Source organism: Exiguobacterium sp. SH3S3, from assembly GCF_004337115.1.
In the GTDB taxonomy this organism is placed as follows: Bacteria; Bacillota; Bacilli; order Exiguobacteriales; family Exiguobacteriaceae; genus Exiguobacterium; species Exiguobacterium aurantiacum_A.
The window spans coordinates 1-19,870 of the sequence record NZ_SJUU01000016.1 but is presented as its reverse complement, the minus strand read 5'-3'; the positions used below and the strand labels follow the sequence as shown (position 1 = coordinate 19,870).

Here is a 19,870-nt window from a genome sequence, read left to right as displayed (position 1 = left end):
CGCCGATTCAACAGTATACGTGACGACGCTCTTTCTAGTTAAAGGAAGAGCGTTTCTTTTTGTTGAATATGATATGCAGTCGAATGTTTCACGTTTCTCTTGAATGATGGTGAATCGGGATGGAACACAAATTTTCAAATTTTTAACCCCGCCTTATTAGGAGTTATTGCTGTCAGTACGGCATACATATAGTTTAGGAGGTTCAAATATGAAACGCTTGGTGGGTTTGCTGATCATTACGCAAACAATTTTGTTTGGCATGTTAATCTTTCAATTGAATGAATTAGCTGATTCTGTCTTACAGGCTGCATCTTACGTAGCAACACAAGAAGGATCGCTTGCATGGGGTGGAAACATCTCGCCTTGGTTTTTGTTTTTACTTCTCGGACTGACATTGCTAGGCGCCTATTTAACGTTTTCTAAAGAATAAGAAGCGTTTTTGTCGTCCGAACAGAAAAAGACCATAGACATGTGTCTACGGTCTGAAGTCGCTCTAAAAGCTATTTTTGTATCTACGTGCACTGACGACTTACTTACCTTCTGAAGTCGGCTCGACAGCACGTCTCGGCGGACGCTTGCCGAAGAACTGGTAGTACTGCGTCTCGATGTTGCCGTTATACAGCTTACGGCGCTTCGTCGCCGGGCGGCCGTAGGCTTTCTCGAAGTCTTCGTAACTCGTCAACATATAGACGCTATAACCCGGATACTTGGCATATTGCTGCCCGATCCGCTCATACAGTTCGATGATTTCGTCTTCCGTCTGCAACCGCTCACCGTAAGGCGGGTTGCCGATGATGATCCCGTAATCCTCGGTCGGCTTGAGCGCCGCCGCATCGGTGTGGACGAACGTGATCGCGTCACGGACGTCGGCGAGGTCGGCGTTGTCTTTGGCGAGTTTGACCATGCGCGGGTCGAGGTCGATGCCGTAAATCTTGAGCGGCTTGTCCCACTCGGCTTTTTCGTTCGCTTCATTGATTGCCTCGTACCAAGCTTTCTTCGGTACACATGGCCAATCTTGCGAACAAAATTCACGGTTTAATCCCGGTGCGATATTGCGACCGATGAGTGCGGCCTCGATCGCGAGCGTACCAGAGCCTGTGAACACGTCATAGAACGGCATGTCCGGCTTCCAGTTCGTCAGTTTGATCATCGCTGCGGCCATCGTCTCTTTGAGCGGTGCCTGCGAATGCAACTCGCGGTAGCCGCGACGATGGAGCGCGTCACCCGACGTGTCGATCGTGATCGTCGCCACGTCTTTCAAGAGCGCGACTTCAATTGGATAGATCGCACCCGTCTTCGGAAGCCATTCATCCGGTTTGTTGTAGCCGCGTTGCATCGCATCGACGATCGCTTTCTCGGTGATCTTTTGGCAGTCGCGGATTGAGAACAGTTGCGACTTGACCGAACGTCCGTCGACGGTGAAACGGGCGTCCCACGGCATCAGCTCCGTCCAAGGCAAGTCGACGACACCGTCGAATAGTTCCGTGAACGTCGTCGCCTTGAACTCGGCGACGACGAGTTTGACACGGTCGGCTGTTCTGAGCCAAATGTTCAAACGGGGAATATCCTCCATCTCGGCGTCGATGTAGACGCGTCCATTCTCGATTTCACACGTGTAACCGAGGTCACGTACTTCTTTAGCGACGAGCGCCTCGATGCCCATCGCTGCAGTTGCGATCAGTTTTCGTTTTGCCATATGATCCCTACTTTCCTAATTCGTAATTGTTAAGCGTAAAATGGTCAAGTAAAAAGGAGCTCAAGTAAGATTGCTTGAACTCCTTGTCAATGTAAGTTGAGACTATGCTGCCCTGTAAGCCATGTTCTGTACTCCGGTGCTCGTAGCGGTTTCCCTGGCACGATGGAGTGACAATCATCTATCTGCGCCGCTTGGCGCCTTCCGTCCCGTTCGATTCCAGTCAGGAAGTTCCCCTACCATAGTTTGGGTTTCTCGCTCGTGGGGTTTACCTCGTTCCACTCTGAACGTTTCCGAACAGACTCCGTCACTGTGGCACTTTCAAGAAGCTTGCACCGTATCCGAGGACTTAGGTGCTTCTTCTGCCGTCAACTTGCGTTGCCTACACTTATCTTTTCGTGTAGCACGATCACTACAGCCATCACAGGCTGTGCGAGCATGGACTTTCCTCAAGACTTGCGTCCCGCGATTGTCCAGACTTCATAGTCACTTAATCATTGTAGCGGATATTGCCAAATATGACAACTAAGAAGCCGAACTTGATTTTCATTGGCGTCAGCGCTAAAATAAGGCGTGTTCCATTGAACAAGGAGGGATTTTGATGCGTCAAGATGCAAAGAAAGGTTGGATCCAACGACTGACCTATGTGATCGAGATCGATGACATTAAAGCGCTCCACCCGAACAACGGCGTATTCGCCTTCTACCGTAAAAATCGACTCGTCCGAGGATTTGAGCCGTTTGACATTAAAGGACCGAATGAATTGTCTAAACGCGCTTATCACTTCGATCACCATAACTTGGCCCATTTACAGGAACGTTTTCCTGAATCGATTCCTTTATTCGACGCGTCGAAACAGACGCGACGCGTTTGGAGCGACGCCGTTCGCGTCGGTCTATGTGAAATCATCATCGACGGGAAGCTAAGTTTTGAACACATCGACGACAACGGCAACGTCTTAGAAGCGAATATCCGCTGGAGCGGTGAAGCTATCACAATCGATTAACAAATTAAAAACGCCCGCATCTCTCGACTCGTCTGTCGGAGATGCGGGCATTTTTTTATATCGCTTCAGTCGTGTCCGTCGTTTCTTCGACGACAGGTAATGCCGGGGCATACTTCGTCGAGACGACTTTTTCGGAGATGTCGGTCGGTTTCAAGAGGACGGTAAGGCCTTCGGCGGTACTTTTACGAACCGGAAACGTTCCCGGTACATGCAGTGCCTCATAGACGACTTGGTTGTCTTTATCGAGCACGGTGACGGTCCCTTTGCGCGTCGTCGTCAGTTCGAACGTCTTCGCATCGGCCACTTTGATCGCCACGGACGGTTTGACCGGGTTCAAGTACGTGAACGAACGACTGGCTGAACGTTTAAATTTCCCGTCCGTCACGACCGCGGTTAGACGGTACTGCCCGCTCGGGAGCCAGTCCCCACCGGCGTACATGGTAAAAGCCGGATTGTTTGCGGTCAACGTCTTCACTTTGCGCGTTCCCTGATAGAGGTAATAAAACGTCTTCAAGTTCGGTTTGTTCGAAAGAGCCAACTTCGCCTCCGTCACATAACGGTTCCGCAGCGTCGCTGGTGACGTGATCGTGACCGGACGCGGCGTCGCGTCAAGCAACCGCTTCGTGTTCAGTTCGGTGTACGTCTTCCCGCTGACGCGAGGCATTTTTTGAAGCAGTCCCTCGATCTCAGCCGGTGTCAAAAACGGATTGACCGACTTGACGAGCGCGAGCCCAGACGAGACCATCGGCGCCGCCATCGATGTCCCATCCATGTAGATAAAACTGTTCTTGACGCCGAGCGATAAAATGTTCACGCCCGGTGCGACGATTTTCACTTGGCTATCCATGTTGCTGAACGAGGCGACACGGCGATTCGCATCGACCGCTCCGACGGCGATGACTTCTTTCATATTGGCGGGAAAAGAAGTCTTCGCGCCGTCATTGCCAGACGAGGCGACGATGACGACCCCTTTCGCTCGGGCCCGGCGGATCGAGTCGGCGAGCACTTTATCGTAATCCGGTCCCCCGAGTGACAAATTGATGATGTTCGCACCTTTGGCAACGGCCGTGTCGACGGCTTTGGCGACCGTCCACGAATCCGTGAACTCTGAGTTCTTCCCGTAGAAGACGTTATAGAAATGATAGCGGACGTTCGGTGCGAGACCGGCCATCCCAAATTTATTGTGCAGTCCCGACATGATTCCGGCCGTATGCGTGCCGTGATAGTCGACACTGTATGGCCCTTTAATCGAATTGACGACTCGTGGTACGTTATAGAGCTCTTTATGGCTCCGGTCTGCAGATGAATCGATCAAGGCGACGACAATGTCTGACGCCCCACGGGTCGTGTTCCACGCTAAATCGGTACCGGTCTGCTTGATGTAATATTGGTTCCCGACCCGTGGCTCTGTCACAACATACCCATGCTTCTCTAACAACACCGGCTTAGACGCACCGGCAGTCGAAGGCACGAGTAACGTCAAAGCCGTCAGTAGAAGAATTTTTTTCATCGCCTTACGCTCCATTCCAAACTTCCTAAGATTTAAACATTATCTCAAATTTCACGACGGATTTCCCTTTTTTCTTAAAAAAAAGGTTGTGACATTTTTCTGACGGTTTACCAGTAGTCCGGCTCATCAGGATGTTCCATCTCAAAATCGATAATTTTACCGATCGTCAAGTACGTATAATACCGGGCCAACTCCGTCCGGTAAGGGTCCGGTGTAAAACCATCTAAATCTTCACCGAGCGGCGAACCGTCAATCGTTTCAAACTGTTGACAGAAGAATGACTCCGTCTCTTTATTCCAGACGATATTGTCACCGATATAGCCACTTCCAAAGCGGATATAGTCGATGATCGAAGGGACGATCACTTCAGCCGGGAGCCGTTCACTCATCCGTCCGACCAATTCATAGCGATCCCGGTCCACATAATCGGCTTGTTCAAGCGACGTACATTTCAACACTTCTTTATTGATTTCGATCAATACGACATAATCCCCAGACTCAATCGACAGCTTCATCTCTTCACCTCATCTCAATCTCCACTGATCCGTCTATGTTAACAACTATTCGGAATAAAATGCCGAAATCCTGTATACCTGTACAAATTTTCCAACGGCTCGATTCGCACAACATGATGAAATCTGTTTTTGTTATACTAAAGATATGAATCAAGAGAGGAAGTGCACTATGGCCAAACGCCCTTTGACCCCTCGTGAAAGCGAATTGATCGCGACCGCCCTGTTTGTCGTCGGGAGCGTCCCTTACGCCGGACATATCGACCGGCTCGAATCGCTGACACTTCGCGACATCGCAGACGACTACTTGTCCGGAAAACGTCCTGCCGCGGACGCCGTCGAGGCGCTCGACCAGTACATTTTCGTACGCCGCCATCGCTTTAAAAATGTTACCCCTCATAACTTATGGACGCTCGACGACCGGACCGAGCAGGAAGCGCTCCGTTACATCGTCAGACGTCCGGAATTGAAGAAAGGTGAGACGTTAAACAAGCAAAACTCACCGTTCACGATCGGACAAGATGTCGAATTCAAAGTCGACAAACAACTCGATCGCGGGCAATTCCGCATCTATATCGGGAAATTGAACGGGTACACGATCAAAGCCCAGTCGAAAGAAAAAGACAAGCTTAAATCCGTCAAAGGCTGGATCACCCATCTCGACCGCAAAGACCGGCTCGTTTTCGTCAATATTTCCGAGTTCGGGCGCGAACCGATTGACGCCGACATGTTGGTCCAGTTCGAGGCGATGAGCGCGGGACTGCTCGGCTGGTTCGATACGGCCACCCTGCCGACCGAAGACGAAGCGAAGACGGCCAAACAAATGATCGCCACGCTACAACGACGCGACCAGCCGTATTGGTTCACACTGACCCAAGCATTGAACCATCCTAGACCTGAACATGTGAAACGCTGGAATACGGTCGTCAACCTGCTCGTCAAAGCAAGCGCCGGTGACGCGGCCGCCGTCGAGACACTCGAAGTGAAAGAAGACAAATACTTTAAAGACGCCTTTTTACGGGCGCTGCGATCACTTCACACCGAATTGACGAAAGCGACGTGACCGTGTCTTGACAGGTGGCCTCGGGTAATCCGAAGCCACCTGTTTTCACCGTGGTCGCCATATGGAAAGGAAGAGGGATATGCACGTATTGATCGTAGAAGACGACCCGGCCATCTTGCGCCTCATTGAAGGGACGCTGCGGCAGGCCGGACATCACGTGTCGGTCGCCATGGACGGACACGCGGCTGAGCAATTGTTTTTATCGAACCCGGCCGACGCCGCCGTCATCGACATCATGTTGCCCGGGATGGACGGGCGACAGTTGTGTCATCGCTTGAAGGAGCTCGTGGACATCCCCGTCATTTTGCTGACGGCGCTCGGGGAATGGGAAGACAAACGGAGCGGGTTCGAGCATGGCGCCGATGACTACATGACAAAACCGTTCATTCCGGAAGAACTATTATTCCGGCTTCAAGCCGTGGCGAAACGGTATGAAAAAGTCGCCGCCTCATTGATCAAGGCCGGGCCGCTCACGTTAAATCTCCGGGAACATCGCCTCACCTTTAATCAAGAGACGATTCACCTGCCAAAACGCGAATTTGAGCTGTTGTATCAGCTCGCGGCCTTTCCGGGACGCGTGTTCAGTCGCGACGAGCTGATCGAGAACGTGTGGGGGTTAGAGTTTGACGGTGACGACCGGACGATCGACGTCCACATCAAACGGCTCCGTAGCCGCCTACCTGATGAGACGGTCATGATCCGAACCGTCCGGGGCATCGGCTACACGCTCGAGGTGAAGCCATGAGATCGCTCTATTCGCGAATCGTCGTGACCGTGTTCATGATTTTACTCTTGTCGGGTGCCATCGCCCTGCTCGTCAGTAACGTCGCCTATTACACATGGTGGCAGCCATCGTATAGCGCGAAGACTGAACAGATGGCAAGTTCCGCGCGCGGCTACTTTGACAATCATACCGATCAGGACGAGACCGCATTTTATTCGTTGCTCGCTCAAAGCGGCTACCAACTGTTCGTCGTCAAACCTGACGATCGCATCATGCGTTACGGTGGCACGTTCCGGGACGAGACGATCGATGACGAAACGATCGATGCGGTCCGCTCGGGCATCGCCTATGAAGGGATGCGCGATTACCCGTTCCATTTGTTTTTGCTCGGTCTGTTCGATAACGAGGTCATCAATACGTACGGCTTCAACGTCGCAGGGGCTGACGGGGATGATGCCGTCTTCCTACGTCCGGACTTAGGTGCCCAAATTCGTGAGCTTCATCTGTTCGTCGGACTATTTTTCGCCGTTCTGACCGCTTCGGCTTTCATCTTGATCGCCTTGGCGACCACGCTGCTCGTCCGGCCGCTTAAAATCCTCACGGCTGCGACGAGCTCTGTCGTCTCCGGAGAGCGCCCGAGCTCGCTCCCGCTCAATCGTCATGATGAGATCGGTACGCTCGCACGTCGTTTCGCCCACATGGTCGATTCACTCGAAAAGTCAGAAGGTGAACGTCGACGATTCGTCTCGAACGTATCGCACGAATTCCAATCACCGCTCACTTCACTCACAGGCTATGCGAATATTCTGGCCGATCAGTCCACAGGCGAGGCGAAAGAATATGCGACGATCATCCGGAATGAGACGGAACGTCTGTCAGGGTTGACCAAACAGCTGTTGATGCTCGCCCGTCTAGATGAGGCCAACGTGTCTCTCCAGACCGAGGTCGCGATTAGCCGCTCCATCGAAGACGTGATTCGCATGCACGCGTTCGAACTCGATCAAAAAGGAGTCGCCGTCACGACGGATCTCGATGCGTCGCTCGTCGTCACGGGCGACCCCGTCTTGTTGTCGCAAGTTTGGTCCAACTTGTTGTCCAATGCGATTCATGCCTCACATGAGGGCGGGATGATCACGATCCGGGCCTACGAGGAGACACGTCCGACCGTCTCGATCCAAGACGAAGGTGTCGGCATGGACGATGCGACAAAGGCTCGCTTGTTCGAACGCTTCTATAAAGCCGATCTGTCCCGGACGAGTCGCGGCACCGGACTCGGGCTCGCGATCGCGAATGACATCGTCCGCTTGCACGGCGGGGAGCTCCTCGTCACTTCAGAGCTCGGGCGTGGCAGCGTCTTTATCGTTCGCTTCTAGGTTTGTTCATATTCCGTTCATGTTCGTCAGCTATGCTTCCTTCATCGACATGAAGGAGGTTTTTTTATGGAGTTAGGACTGAAAGAAATGTGGCGTCAAAAACGGAGGTTCTCGCTCATTTTTGTGATCACGCTGCTCATCGTCTTGTTGACGACGCTGATCACCGGACTCGCCGATGGGCTCGCTTACGATAACGGTGCGACCGTACGTGAACTTGATACAGACACGTTTCACTTGTCCGCTGACGCGGAAGGTCAATTGACGCGATCGTTCATCGAACAAGCGCCAACGGACGGTTTGACACCCCTTGCCGTCAAACCGCTCACGTTCGTGAACGAGACGAAAGTCGATGCGACCGTTTTCGCCTTGCCGGCCGATTCGTCGGTTGGACCGTCACTCGACCTCGCCGTCGGGGAAGTGCTCGTCGACCCGAGTTTTCTTGAGACATTTGTCGTTGGAGATACGGTCGAAGATTTCACGAGTGGGTATCGCTTCACCATCGCCGGCGTGACGGATGGACGGTTCAGCCACGCCCCGGTCGTCTGGACGACGATGGAGACATGGGCCGCCTATCAACAGGCGGCCGGTGGTCCGACTTACGTGTCTGCTTTACTTGGAGAAGGCGACACGTCCCTCTCCGCGTACACGAAACAAGAAATCATCGAGTCCGTTCCTGGCTATTCGGCCGAACAAGGCACGTTCGATATGATGCGCGGTTTTCTATTAGTAATCGGCGCATTCATCTTGACAGCATTCTTCTATATGGTGACGCTACAAAAGTTGCCAGAGCTCGGGATTTTAAAAGCAATCGGCATTCGGACACGTTCGATCGGCACAGCGCTAGTCAGCCAAGTGTTCGTCACCGTCGTCTTTGCGAGCGGCGTCGCGTCATTGATCACATGGCTGTCGACACGTATCGTCCCAGAAGCGATTCCATTTCAATTTGAGCTTGCGAACGTGATGCTCTTTAGCGCACTCTTCGTCCTCATCTCGCTCCTTGGGACGATCTTGCCACTACAAACACTACGCCGGCTCGACGCAGCTGACGCCTTAGGAGGTCGAATGACATGAAACTGACTGGCATTCATCACGCATATGAACAACCGATTTTGTCTGGGATCGACTTGACCGTCTCTCCTGGTGAGTGCATCGGGATCGTCGGACCGAGCGGTAGCGGGAAGAGTACGCTCCTGCAAATTCTCGGGTTATTGAAACAGCCGGATGCCGGGGCACTCTATCTCGATACGGTCGATGTATTTACACTCGACGAAGAAGCGAGACGGAAGTTACGCCTCAATGAGATCGGGTTCGTCTTTCAAGACGCCCACCTCGTCCCGTATTTGACGGTCATTGAACAACTTGCACTCATTCAGGCGGAAAGTGACACAGACGGCGACGCGAAACAGCTGTTGACAGATTTCGGACTCGGCCATCGATTGAACGAGTTGCCGAATCGTCTCTCCGGCGGCGAACGGCAACGGGTCGCTGTGGCCCGCGCGCTCATCAATGACCCGTTGCTCCTGTTGGCTGATGAACCGACAGCAAGTCTCGATTATACGAACGGCCGCCTCGTTATGGAGCGTCTCGCCGCAGCGGCGCATGAACGGAACAAACGAGTGATCGTCATCACCCACGATGAGCGCATGCTTGATGTGTGCGACCGGGTGCTCCGTCTACGAGACGGTCAGCTCGAAACGCTGTAACATGCTCGCACACTAACGGCTTAATCGGGGGCGCTAGCATGGGGAATCCCCGCTTCTGATCGGGGAGATTGAAAAACTTTAACTGATTATGAGAAGAGGAGCGCCGACCCGGAAGGGATGACGCTCCTCTTCTTTCAGTATCTATGACCGCGTGTTGAAGTGTTCATCAACCCACCCGATGCTTTTCCGGATGACGGATGAGGTCGAGATGATAGGACAACCAGGCGCTGAACGTGATGTGAACGGATAACGTACGCATCACATCGATGTCAATCTGTTGAATCTTCAGGAGCCTCTCTTCGATATGGTGTGAGACGAGGAAGACGTCGGATAACGCCAGGAGCGCCCGCATCGCCTCATCTGGTTTGACGCCTGCGGTTACCGCGAGCGTATGTAGCGACAGATGAATGCTGCGAGTTGTCCCGGTCAAGTAACATTCGATCAACGCATCGAGCACAGGCGACAAATGTGTGGTCTCGTGCGTCCCCCGGTGATAGATGCTGATCCCCTCTTCGGTCACGTAATCCGTCCGCCCCATTAAACAAGCTTGAATCATCCGATACATCGCTTCACGCGTCACGTCCATCCGCCTCCTTCGTTTCTGCCGTTTCAGCATAATGTCAAACGACTCACGGGGCAAATATCCTTGTTCACACTTCCATAGACAATTCGGTCACATATGCTCGGACATTAGTAACTCGAACGTGAACGAAACGATTCGTTTCGGGTACAATAATGGAGAAGGGAGCGGTTTTATATGCAGAAAAAATGGAAGTACGGTCTCGCGACTTTGTTCACAGGCTATTACGCCGTCAGTTATTACGCGTTCAAGCGGATGACTCGCGGAAAACGTAAGACGCCCGAGATGCTCTTAGCACCCTATACGAAAGAAGATCAATCCTTTTATCACGACGTGCCGTTCGAGCACGTCTCCCTCCGTTCCCGTGACGGCTACCGTCTGTATGGCCGGGTCTATCGGAACAATAATCATAAAAAGTGGGTTGTTTTTGTCCACGGTTATACGGCCTCCCACAGCTTTATGGCACCGCACTTGGCGATGTTCCACCGGCTCGGCTATAACTTGCTTGCGGTCGACTTGCGCTCACACGGAGAGTCGGAAGGGGTGTACGCCTCGTACGGATACCACGAGAAACATGACATCGTCGACTGGGTCGAGTGGTTACGTGACCATGAGACGGTCGATCAAGTCGGGCTCCACGGCGTATCGATGGGTGCCGCGACGATTCTTCAGGCCGGCCCGCTCACTGATGTGGATTTTTTGATCGCCGAGTGCCCGTTCGATGACATGAGGCAACTCATGCGCTACCAATTGAACGTGCTGCATCGCTTACCGGGTGACTTGTTGTTGCCCGGTATCGATTACTTCTTGTGGAGTCGGGCCCGGTTCACGATGCGGCAAGTCCGACCGAAAGCAGCGCTCGCATCAATCACTGCACCGGTGCTGTTCATCCATGGCACGAAAGACGACTTTGTCCCGACCTGGATGTCCGTCGAGATGAACGCACTCAACCGTCAGAACGCGCTCGCACTCATTCACGGCGCCGAGCATACGAATTGCATCTTAAAAGACCAACCTGCCTACGAGAACGCTGTCAGTCAGTTTTTGCGTCGGTGACGTGAATCGGCCCGGCGATCAAGTCGAGCAACGTATGGATGAGGATCAACGGCCACAACATTCCCATCGCCAAATATAAATAGCCGAACAGGAAACCGACAAGGCCCGTCGTGACAACCCCTTTCGGACCCTGGTACGCATGGGCCAGACCGAACAGCCCGCCCCCGATGATGGCGAGCGTCGCATCCGGGACGTCCGTGTATAAAGAAATCGTATACAAGAGGACGCCGCGGAATATGAACTCTTCGGTCGCCCCGGCCGTGAACGATACTGCGCCCCACGCCCTCGCTTCGTCGGTCGTGCGCGGAAGGAGCAACCGTTCAATCTCAAGCCCGTAAAACGGCCGAAGCTTTGTCCGTAACGCGGCCGACGTCTTGACGAGCAAATAGAACGCGATGAGACCTGAGATGACTATGGTCGAAAAGAAGAAATACTGCCAGGCGCGCCCGTCCCCATCCGGCGGCGCGAACCCGAGACCGACCGCTTCCGGCGGGACTTGGAACAAGAAGACGAGCGCTAGTAAGAGCAGGCTCAGCCCCCATGCCGACTTGATCGTCTCTTCATAGACACGGGTTCTCCCGAGCGCCTCGATCATCGGCTTCACGAGCCGGGCGTTGAATAGTTGTACGATCAATAAATACGCAAGAATAATCGTAAAGACGACCTGTTCAAGCATCTATATCCTCTCCTGTCCTTCCTGTTAGCTATATGCTACACTATTCGGGTATTGTCTAGAAAGCTAGGAGGCGGAATCTTGAAACGAATGATGCTGCGACTGACCGGCGTAATGCTTGTGATCGTGCTGTGCCTCGGCGCAATCGGCTGGTTTGGTCAACATGATAAAGTGAACAACGCCCTCTACCGGGCCTATTACGGTGACCACGGTATCCCGGCGGTCCACCAAGACGTCTACAAGGAAGCCGCGGCCACCTATGACGTCGATTGGCGGCTACTCGCCGCCGTCCACCGTGTCGAGACGATCTTCTCGCACAGTTCATCGATGCGCTCTTCGGTCGGCGCGATCGGACCGTTCCAATTTATGCCGCGGACGTGGCTCGGTTGGCAGTACGATACGGATGACCAAAAAGGTGATGTCCCGGAAGACGAAGTCGATTTGACCGACTTGACGCTGATTGAGCAGTACGGCGGCTTAGGCCGAGACGGGGATGATGACGGCAAGGCCGACCCTCATAGTTTGGTCGACTCGGCCCATGCCGCCGCTTACTATTTGAGCGAGCACGGCGGGCAGACGACTGATTCGGTCGACTCGATTCAAAACGCCATCTTTGAATACAACCGGAGTGACCAGTACGTGTCAGACGTCATGTCCTTTTATGAGCAGTACCAGGACGAGCTGTCGTTACTGCCTGGTGACGCGACGACGACAACGCAGCAGGTCGCCCGGTATACGATCCGGTATCTCGATTGGTTCGCAGGCTGGGCATGACCCGGCACTATTTGGTTAAAGTGAGGAAACAACATGAACACGCATATCGAGGAAGTGACGATTCGAGTCAAATCGATATTTAACGAAGACAAGACAAAGCGTTACATGCGAACGTATGAATTCACCGATGTCGTCGATGGGGTAATTTGTGCCGTCATCATCTATTCTCCACGGATGAGCGATGCGTTCTTATCAGGTACGACATCTCAACGTGCCTACATGCTCATGCGGAACCATTTGGACAAACCGATCCGCGAGATGCGCGTCATCAGTCTCGTCCCGACGCTCGCCATCAATGACAACCTACCCTACGTCGAGTCCCAACTCGACGAAGTGAATTTTCATTACGTGGAAGAGACGCTCGACGAGGTCGAGACGAGCGGCGGCATGATCATCGTCGGTTGGGGCTCACCCGGACGCCTCATGCACCATTCCACACTGTACAAGACGTTATTCGCCGAGCATGAGGCGAGCATGTATTGTATCGGTACGACGTCAAAAGGCGAACCGCAACAAATTCGCATGGCCAACGAAAATACGATACTCGAAGCGTTCAATAACGAATCGATCAAACCGAAATTTAAGATCTTGAAAGAGACAAAACAGGACGACTCGAAATGAGTCGTCCTGTTTTGTCTCTTATTCGTATGTCCGTACCGCGTCATATCCCGGCAAGTTGTCCGAGAGCGTCGACCAATCTGACGCCATCTCCTCATCCGACAGCAGACAACGGTCGAGTTCACGCTCGACAGGCTCACGGTCCATCCGCTGACCGATTAACACGAGCTCGGTCTGTCGATCCCCATACGGCTCGATGTAATCCGTCTCGAGCTCTGGTTCGGCGGCAAACATCTGCTGTCGCTCTACTTCCGGGAGTGTCGCCAACCAGCGGCCGGCGTGTTCGAGCGTCGACGCGTACCCCGCTTGTGAGAACAAGCAGGCGATGTCGCTCCGAGAAGCGATCCATAAAAACCCTTTGGCCCGGACGATTTCTTCCGGGAACTGTTCGATCCACGCGAGCAACCGCTCGGGATGGAACGGACGGCGGCGGCGATAGACGAATGAACTGATGCCGTATTCTTCGGTTTCAGGGGTATGGTCGTCTGTCTCGAGCTCTTGGATCCATCCGGCGGCGTGCATCGCCTGGTCAAAGTCGAACAGGTTCACGTTTAAAATGTCAGACAAACTCACGTTGCCGTATGTGCTTGTCAGTAACCTCGCTGCTGGGTTTAGCGCACGAAGCAGACCCGCAATCTCATTCAGTTCGGCTTCCGTGACCCGGTCCGCCTTGTTGAGGACGATGATGTCCGCAAATTCGACTTGGTCGACGAGTAGATCGACGACTTCCCGGACGTCATCCGTGCCGACCGCCTGTTTACGTTCATGCAGCGATTCGCCCGAATTGAAATCTTTTAAAAATCGATATGCGTCGACGACCGTCACCATCGCGTCAACATACACCCGGCTCGTCAAGTCGATACCCAAGGCTTCATCCGCATATGTAAACGTCTGCGCGACCGGGATCGGTTCTGAGATGCCTGACGACTCGATGATGATGCCGTCGAGCTGTCGGTCAGTCGCGATCTCGCTGACCGCCTCGAGTAAATCTTCTCGCAACGTGCAGCAGATGCAACCGTTAGACAGCTCCACCAACTTCTCGTCCGTCCGCGAAAAGCCCGCCCCTTCAATCAATCGCTCATCGATGTTCAGTTCACTCATATCGTTCACGATGACGGCATATTTTTTACCGTCCCGATTGTTCAACATATGATTGAGCAACGTCGTCTTGCCACTTCCCAAATATCCGGACAAGACTGTGATCGGAATTCGTTTCATGATGTATACCACCTTTAAATCGTAATCATTACTTTTTAGATAATGAACGGGATCACGTCCGTTGTCAACAAAAATACACGCTCAAAAGGAGCGTGTTTTCTTGTTGACTAACATGATTGTTATCGCTCGTCCTTCCGGCGCCCATGCTTTCCGCAGGCAATCCCGGAGCCGCATCGCGACTCGCGTCGCTGCTGGGTCTCCGTTGGATTGCTTTCCTGCAGGAGTCGGGGCGCCATCGAACGAGCAACGCAAACGGTCGCCATCTAGCGGCCATTTGTCTTTTTCTGAGGCCTCGACGGCCGAAGAAAAAGCTCTGGATATGTTCTTCGTACCGGTTATTCTTCTAACGCTTTTCGTTCTGCCTCAGAGCGAGGATACGTGTTCGCTTGCCAATCGGCCCGGTAAATCGAATCAAGTTGCGTCAATCCGACCTCGTCATCATCCTTATCGGCATCCACACTCGGCGTCTCGTCCCACTTTGGTTCAAGATACGTATGGTCTTCTTTCCGGGCCCGGTCGTCCAATATCTTTTGAATCCCGACCCGAGCCACCGCCGCTAGTGCCAATCCGATTCCCGCTCGCACGAGCAATCGCTTCACCATAGCCTTCCCTCCTTAACGACCAAACCGATAAAGTGGCATCCCTTTCACGTCCGTATCGATCTTGAAGACCGAACCCGCATCCGGATGAGCGGCGAGCGCCTCGTCGTCCATGCCTTCCCGTGCCGTTGTGATTGCCAATTGTTTTAAGTCATCCCCGATAAAACTACACGACGTGACGTTCGGCGCCGGGACGATGACTTCAAGCACTTTTTGTCCCGTCTCCGGATTCCACCGCGTGACGCGCCCGCCTGCAAAGTGGGCAATCCATAAAAAGCCGTCTTCATCCGACGTCATGCCGTCCGGGAACCCGTCCTCATTCTTGAAATCAATGACGACCTCACCTTCCCCGAGCGTGCCCGTTTTCAAATCGAACGGGAACTTGCGAACCGTCTCGGTCGGCGTATCGATATGGTAAAACGACGTATGGTCAGGTGACCACGTCAACCCGTTCGATAACGTCAATCCGCTCAACATGACCTCGGTCGTGCCGTCGCGGTTCAAGCGGAACAACGTCGCCTGCTCAGACTCGTCTTTTAAGTGGAGCGTCCCGGCGAAGACACGACCGTACGGGTCGGCTTTCCCATCGTTGAAGCGAAGGACACCTTCCGGGTCATCAAGTTCGACGAGTTTATCGAGTTGTTTCGACGTTTCATCCCACTCATAGATACCATCCTTCAATCCGACGATCACGCCGTCGGTCACTTTAGGGACGACAAACCCGACCTGCTGTCCCATATCAAACGAAGATAATTCATCTTCTTTCTCATCGTACCACCAGAGCGCGTGCCCTTCGATATCGACCCAGTAGAACCGCTTCAGTTCAGCGTCCCAGCAAGGCCCTTCCCCGAGCGTGTTTCTGACTCGAATCCATAACGTAGCGTTTACTGTCTCCATTGAATTGCCTCCACTCTCTGCTTTGATATCAAAAGACTATTCCCTGAGGGGGGAAGGACTATTCATCATTCACAAAAATGTTTAAAGATATTTCTCGTCTGACGCATTATACGCCCGGGCACGATAAAAGCGCTCCGAATCGATTTCGATTCGGAGCGCTCGTTTATTTGGCGCCTTCGACGTTCATTTGTTTACTGCGTAATTGACCGCATGCCGCATCGATATCGGTCCCGTGCTCGAGACGCACGCCCGTATTGATGCCCCGTTTTTTCAAGACGTCGTAAAACGCCATGATGTCCTCGGTCGTACTCCGTTCGTACTGGATGTGCTCGTTGACCGGGTTGTATGGGATCAAGTTGACGTAAGACTTGTCTTTGATGTCATTGATCAACGCCGCGAGTTCTTCGGCATGTTCTGGCAAGTCGTTCACTTTCGAGAGCAAGATGTACTCGAACGTGATCCGTTTATTCGTCTTCTCGACGTAGTAGCGGATCGCCGGCATCAGTTTATCGAGCGGGAACGCCCGGTTGATCTTCATGATTCTCGTCCGCAGCGCATCGTTCGGCGCGTGCAGAGAGAGGGCCAAGTTGATGCGCAGGTCAAGGTCCGCGAACTTGTAGATCTTGTCGGCGAGTCCACTCGTCGAGACGTTGATTTTACGAGGAGCGATCGCGAGACCGCGCTCGTCTTTGACGACACGGAGGAAGTCGACCAAGTTATCAAAGTTATCGAACGGCTCCCCGATTCCCATGACGACGATGTGGCTGACGCGGTCACCTTCACCGACCTCGTCTAAATAGTGTTGGACGGTCATGATCTGTTCGACGACCTCGCCGGCCGTCAAGTCGCGTGTTTTTTTCAAGAGGCCGCTCGCACAGAAACTACAGCCGATGTTGCACCCGACTTGTGTCGTCACACAGACGGAACGCCCATACTTATGGCGCATGAGCACCGTTTCGATATAATGCCCGTCGTGCAGTTTAAGTAAGAATTTGACCGTGCCGTCACCCGCTTCTTGTTTGACGAACAGTTCTTGTGTCGTCAGCGCATAGTTCGCCTCGAGCTGTTCGCGCACTTCGGGACGAACCGCGATCTCGTCGAGCCGTCTGACACGGTCGATGTAAAGCGAGTCCCATATTTGTCTGGCGTGGTAGGCACTGTATCCCCAAGATACGCAAGCGTCCGACAGCTGATCAAATGTCAGCCCATATATAGATGATTTCATTGTAATCTGTCCTTTCTTCAATCCGCATACGTACCATTGTAGCGGACGTGAGCGACAGGTGCAACGTTCTTACATAGGCGGGATCGGACGCGTCACGTGGCGTTCGAACGCGTAGGCGATGCGGATGAGGTCTCGTTCCGCATAGCTCGTACCCGTGAATGACAGCCCGAAAGGTGCCCCGCTCTGTTTGAGCTTGTATGGGATCGTGACCGTCGGGTGCCCTGCCTTCGCCGCCATATCGTAATTCAAGTCGTGTGGCAACGCCAGGGCGTGAAGCGTTTGTTCCATCAATAAACGATCGAGGCCGTCCGTTTTCGCGTGCCGGACGTCGGCTAAGCGTCGCTCGAGGTAGCTCGACTCGGTCAAACGCCCTGATAACTGATTCGCTTTCTCGAACGTAACTTGTCCGTGCGGGATCGTTTCCGGGTGACGCTTGTTCCAGTCCATCACGTCCTTGAGCGTTTCATATGGGAGCGCTGTCGTCGCCAAATACGCCTCAATCCCGAGCTTGAACTCATGGTAGAGGACGTCGCCTTGGTCAAGTCCGTCGTTTGACGGCAGGTCGACTTCGACGAGCTCGACCCCGCTCGCTTTGAGTAACGCCAGCGCTTCTTGATAGAGCGTCTGTTCTTCATCCGACAGTTCCGTCTTCACGAAACCGACGCGCATGCCGACGGCTTGACGTTCGTCGAGACACGTCCGGTACGGTGGACCGGCCGGCAGATGTGTCGTCGCCGGGTCCGAGCCGTCTTCCCCGCACATCGCTTCTAGTGCGAGCACCGCGTCGCGGAGCGTCCGCGCCATCGGACCTGCCGTATCTTGCGACCGCGAAATCGGGATGATCCCACTCCGGCTGATGAGCCCGACCGTCGGTTTGATGCCGACGATGCCGTTATGGACGCTCGGATGGATGATCGACCCGCTCGTCTCGCTGCCGACGGCGAGCAGTGTCAAGTTCGCCGCAACGGCAGCCGCCGAGCCAGAGCTCGAACCGCCGACGTCGAGATTGTCACCATACGGATTGAGCGTCTGGCCACCGACCCCGCTCCATCCGTTCGGCATGTCCTCCGTCAAAAAATTGGCCCATTCCGATAAGTTGGCTTTGCCGAGAATGACCGCCCCATGCTCACGGAGGCGGCGGACGAGTTCAGCGTCACGACCCGCAAAGTGATGCTCGAGCGCCACGGCGCCGGCAGTCGTCCTCATGAGTCCCGCCGTCTCGATGTTGTCCTTGAGTAAAACGGGAATACCGAGGAGTGGCAGCCGGTCTCCGCGTCGGTAGGCACGGTCGGCCGCCTCCGCCTCGAACAACGCGTCCGGGTTCACTTGGATGACCGCTTTCAGTTTATCGTTCAAGCTAGCAATCCGTGTCAAATAGTAGGCCGTCACGTCCCGGGCCGTGAACGTCCCTTCTTTATAGCCGCACTGTGCGGTCTCGATGTCTAGTTCAAATAAGTCTTGCATCCAATTCCCTCCTTATAGGCAATGTTATTCGGTATTCGCTGAATGCATCGAATCCCCTTCTTTTTATCGCCATTGGATGTGCAACTTGATACACTAGAAGAAACGTTATTGGAGGTAGCCATGTCCCGCTCTTACATCCTTGTTTTACTGTCCGTGTTCGCCCTGTTCTTTCTACAATTGTTCGGGGATGATTTGCCGTGGGCATTCCCTGCGTCCATCGCCCTCATTATCTTGATTGTTGGTGCCACGCTATTTCAACTTCGGCGCACACCAAATCGTTGACGTTTAAACGAGACAGATGATATGATGCTGTCACCAACTACATATCGATATCTTGAGTGAACGAGAGACCTGGCTCTATGACTTCACAGCAACCTGCTTCGGCAAGGTGCTACTTCCAGCAAGACATTTTTGTCTTGGACGATATGACAAAACGCTCATGTCGATGACATGGGCGCTTTTTTTGGAATGAACACAAGGGGGATTTTTTTTGGAAAAAGCTACATTCGCAGGCGGCTGTTTTTGGTGCATGGTGACACCGTTTGAGGAACAGCCAGGAATCGAAGGAATCGTATCCGGTTATACAGGCGGACACGTTGACAATCCGACGTATAAAGACGTCAAGACAGGCACGAGCGGTCACTACGAGGTCGTCGAGATCACGTTCGATCCGTCTCAGTTCGCGTATGAGCGCTTGCTCGAACTGTATTGGATTCAGACTGACCCGACCGACGACGGCGGCCAGTTCCAAGACCGCGGGCAACAATATGCGCCCGCCATCTTCTATCATACGGAAGAACAACGCGTGAAAGCAGAACAGAGCCGCGACGAACTCGCCGCGAGCGGACGATTCAAACAACCGATCGTCACGAAAATCTTAGCGGCTGACGTCTTTTACCCGGCCGAAGACTATCATCAGGACTACCACAAGAAGAACCCGAAACATTATAAGGAAGATCGGGCTATTTCAGGACGTGATGAATTTATTGATGTGGCGTGGGCGGAAACGGTTTAACCAGTATAACTGAAAATGAAAAGACGCGACCATCGTGATATGAACTGAACCCTGAATGATAGACACTTGATAAAAAGTGCTCATTCAGGGTTTTTTGTGTGCGGTCGAATCGATATAATGAACCTATTCATTCAGACGGGGGAACGCATCCATGAGTAAAATCATCT

22 protein-coding genes, 1 other RNA gene and 1 riboswitch are annotated in these 19,870 nt (G+C 53.2%); of the genes, 12 read left to right on the top strand and 11 right to left on the bottom strand.

The genetic code is table 11. From position 1 onward, the window contains the following. The first annotated feature begins 208 nt into the window (after nucleotides 1–208). Nucleotides 209–430, top strand: coding sequence for a hypothetical protein (locus EVJ28_RS12820; protein ID WP_131458076.1), 222 nt, complete (start codon nucleotides 209–211; stop codon nucleotides 428–430). A 99-nt stretch (nucleotides 431–529) separates the two neighbouring features. Here the strand turns inward: EVJ28_RS12820 and EVJ28_RS12815 are convergent, their stop codons facing one another. Next, entirely contained in the window at nucleotides 530–1,696 is a 1,167-nt protein-coding gene (locus EVJ28_RS12815; RefSeq protein ID WP_070327211.1) for a THUMP domain-containing class I SAM-dependent RNA methyltransferase, read from the bottom strand. A 110-nt stretch (nucleotides 1,697–1,806) separates the two neighbouring features. Further along, nucleotides 1,807–2,174, bottom strand: an RNA gene (rnpB, locus tag EVJ28_RS12810) — RNase P RNA component class B. 120 nt (nucleotides 2,175–2,294) lie between these two features. On the opposite strand from rnpB, the gene EVJ28_RS12805 reads away from it, so the two are divergent. Next, nucleotides 2,295–2,699 carry a hypothetical protein gene (locus EVJ28_RS12805; RefSeq protein WP_070327210.1) on the top strand — a complete coding sequence of 135 codons (405 nt, stop codon included), beginning with the start codon at nucleotides 2,295–2,297 and terminating at the stop codon, nucleotides 2,697–2,699. 55 nt (nucleotides 2,700–2,754) lie between these two features. Here the strand turns inward: EVJ28_RS12805 and EVJ28_RS12800 are convergent, their stop codons facing one another. Both EVJ28_RS12800 and EVJ28_RS12795 read right to left on the bottom strand, forming a co-directional pair. Beyond that, a complete protein-coding gene (locus EVJ28_RS12800) occupies nucleotides 2,755–4,209 on the bottom strand; it encodes a S8 family peptidase (RefSeq protein ID WP_236634162.1) in 1,455 nt (484 codons plus the stop codon). A gap of 107 nt (nucleotides 4,210–4,316) precedes the next feature. Further along, on the bottom strand, nucleotides 4,317–4,724 hold the full coding sequence (locus tag EVJ28_RS12795; protein ID WP_070327208.1) for a hypothetical protein: 408 nt from the start codon (nucleotides 4,722–4,724) through the stop codon (nucleotides 4,317–4,319). A gap of 169 nt (nucleotides 4,725–4,893) precedes the next feature. Here EVJ28_RS12795 and EVJ28_RS12790 point away from each other — a divergent pair, with 169 nt between their 5' ends. From EVJ28_RS12790 to EVJ28_RS12770, 5 genes are all read left to right on the top strand, one after another. Beyond that, a complete protein-coding gene (locus EVJ28_RS12790) occupies nucleotides 4,894–5,784 on the top strand; it encodes a hypothetical protein (protein WP_131458012.1) in 891 nt (296 codons plus the stop codon). Nucleotides 5,785–5,863: 79 nt separating this feature from the next. Further along, a complete protein-coding gene (locus tag EVJ28_RS12785) occupies nucleotides 5,864–6,529 on the top strand; it encodes a response regulator transcription factor (RefSeq protein ID WP_131458011.1) in 666 nt (221 codons plus the stop codon). Beyond that, a complete protein-coding gene (locus EVJ28_RS12780) occupies nucleotides 6,526–7,881 on the top strand; it encodes a sensor histidine kinase (protein ID WP_131489188.1) in 1,356 nt (451 codons plus the stop codon). Before EVJ28_RS12785 ends, EVJ28_RS12780 begins: the two co-directional genes overlap by 4 nt. 66 nt (nucleotides 7,882–7,947) lie before the next feature. Then, entirely contained in the window at nucleotides 7,948–8,952 is a 1,005-nt protein-coding gene (locus EVJ28_RS12775) for an ABC transporter permease (RefSeq protein WP_131458009.1), read from the top strand. Further along, the gene (locus tag EVJ28_RS12770; protein ID WP_131469444.1) at nucleotides 8,949–9,584 is read left to right on the top strand and encodes an ABC transporter ATP-binding protein; all 636 of its coding nucleotides are present in this window, start codon (nucleotides 8,949–8,951) and stop codon (nucleotides 9,582–9,584) included. The genes EVJ28_RS12775 and EVJ28_RS12770 overlap by 4 nt, the downstream gene beginning before the upstream one ends. Nucleotides 9,585–9,750: 166 nt before the next feature. On the opposite strand, the gene EVJ28_RS12765 is transcribed toward EVJ28_RS12770, so the two are convergent. Next, a complete protein-coding gene (locus EVJ28_RS12765) occupies nucleotides 9,751–10,170 on the bottom strand; it encodes a hypothetical protein (protein ID WP_131458007.1) in 420 nt (139 codons plus the stop codon). Between the two features lie 171 nt (nucleotides 10,171–10,341). Between EVJ28_RS12765 and EVJ28_RS12760 the strand changes: the two genes are divergently transcribed. Further along, nucleotides 10,342–11,220 carry an alpha/beta hydrolase gene (locus tag EVJ28_RS12760; RefSeq protein WP_131458006.1) on the top strand — a complete coding sequence of 293 codons (879 nt, stop codon included), beginning with the start codon at nucleotides 10,342–10,344 and terminating at the stop codon, nucleotides 11,218–11,220. Here EVJ28_RS12760 and EVJ28_RS12755 read toward each other — a convergent pair. Continuing rightward, complete coding sequence (locus tag EVJ28_RS12755) at nucleotides 11,198–11,896, bottom strand: CPBP family intramembrane glutamic endopeptidase (RefSeq protein ID WP_131458005.1); 699 nt, start codon at nucleotides 11,894–11,896, stop codon at nucleotides 11,198–11,200. The two genes, EVJ28_RS12760 and EVJ28_RS12755, sit on opposite strands and share 23 nt — an antisense overlap. Nucleotides 11,897–11,983: 87 nt before the next feature. Here EVJ28_RS12755 and EVJ28_RS12750 point away from each other — a divergent pair, with 87 nt between their 5' ends. Then, nucleotides 11,984–12,667 carry a lysozyme family protein gene (locus tag EVJ28_RS12750; protein ID WP_236633385.1) on the top strand — a complete coding sequence of 228 codons (684 nt, stop codon included), beginning with the start codon at nucleotides 11,984–11,986 and terminating at the stop codon, nucleotides 12,665–12,667. Nucleotides 12,668–12,700: 33 nt separating this feature from the next. Further along, nucleotides 12,701–13,288 (top strand): DUF1643 domain-containing protein, encoded by a 588-nt coding sequence (locus tag EVJ28_RS12745; protein ID WP_131458004.1) that lies wholly within the window; start codon nucleotides 12,701–12,703, stop codon nucleotides 13,286–13,288. Nucleotides 13,289–13,306: 18 nt separating this feature from the next. On the opposite strand, the gene EVJ28_RS12740 is transcribed toward EVJ28_RS12745, so the two are convergent. From EVJ28_RS12740 to EVJ28_RS12720, 5 genes are all read right to left on the bottom strand, one after another. Beyond that, on the bottom strand, nucleotides 13,307–14,503 hold the full coding sequence (locus EVJ28_RS12740) for a GTP-binding protein (RefSeq protein WP_131458003.1): 1,197 nt from the start codon (nucleotides 14,501–14,503) through the stop codon (nucleotides 13,307–13,309). A gap of 335 nt (nucleotides 14,504–14,838) precedes the next feature. Further along, nucleotides 14,839–15,105, bottom strand: coding sequence for a hypothetical protein (locus tag EVJ28_RS12735; protein WP_131458737.1), 267 nt, complete (start codon nucleotides 15,103–15,105; stop codon nucleotides 14,839–14,841). A 12-nt stretch (nucleotides 15,106–15,117) separates the two neighbouring features. Next, nucleotides 15,118–15,999, bottom strand: coding sequence for an SMP-30/gluconolactonase/LRE family protein (locus EVJ28_RS12730; protein WP_131469439.1), 882 nt, complete (start codon nucleotides 15,997–15,999; stop codon nucleotides 15,118–15,120). 163 nt (nucleotides 16,000–16,162) lie between these two features. Further along, nucleotides 16,163–17,224, bottom strand: coding sequence for a dual-specificity RNA methyltransferase RlmN (gene rlmN / locus EVJ28_RS12725; protein WP_131489186.1), 1,062 nt, complete (start codon nucleotides 17,222–17,224; stop codon nucleotides 16,163–16,165). Nucleotides 17,225–17,293: 69 nt separating this feature from the next. Further along, entirely contained in the window at nucleotides 17,294–18,688 is a 1,395-nt protein-coding gene (locus tag EVJ28_RS12720; RefSeq protein WP_131489184.1) for an amidase family protein, read from the bottom strand. Between the two features lie 120 nt (nucleotides 18,689–18,808). Between EVJ28_RS12720 and EVJ28_RS14245 the strand changes: the two genes are divergently transcribed. Both EVJ28_RS14245 and msrA read left to right on the top strand, forming a co-directional pair. After that, a complete protein-coding gene (locus EVJ28_RS14245; RefSeq protein ID WP_173647367.1) occupies nucleotides 18,809–18,970 on the top strand; it encodes a hypothetical protein in 162 nt (53 codons plus the stop codon). A gap of 44 nt (nucleotides 18,971–19,014) precedes the next feature. Further along, nucleotides 19,015–19,117, top strand: a riboswitch (SAM riboswitch). 61 nt (nucleotides 19,118–19,178) lie between these two features. Beyond that, nucleotides 19,179–19,703, top strand: coding sequence for a peptide-methionine (S)-S-oxide reductase MsrA (gene msrA / locus EVJ28_RS12715; protein WP_131489182.1), 525 nt, complete (start codon nucleotides 19,179–19,181; stop codon nucleotides 19,701–19,703). Nucleotides 19,704–19,870 lie beyond the last annotated feature (167 nt).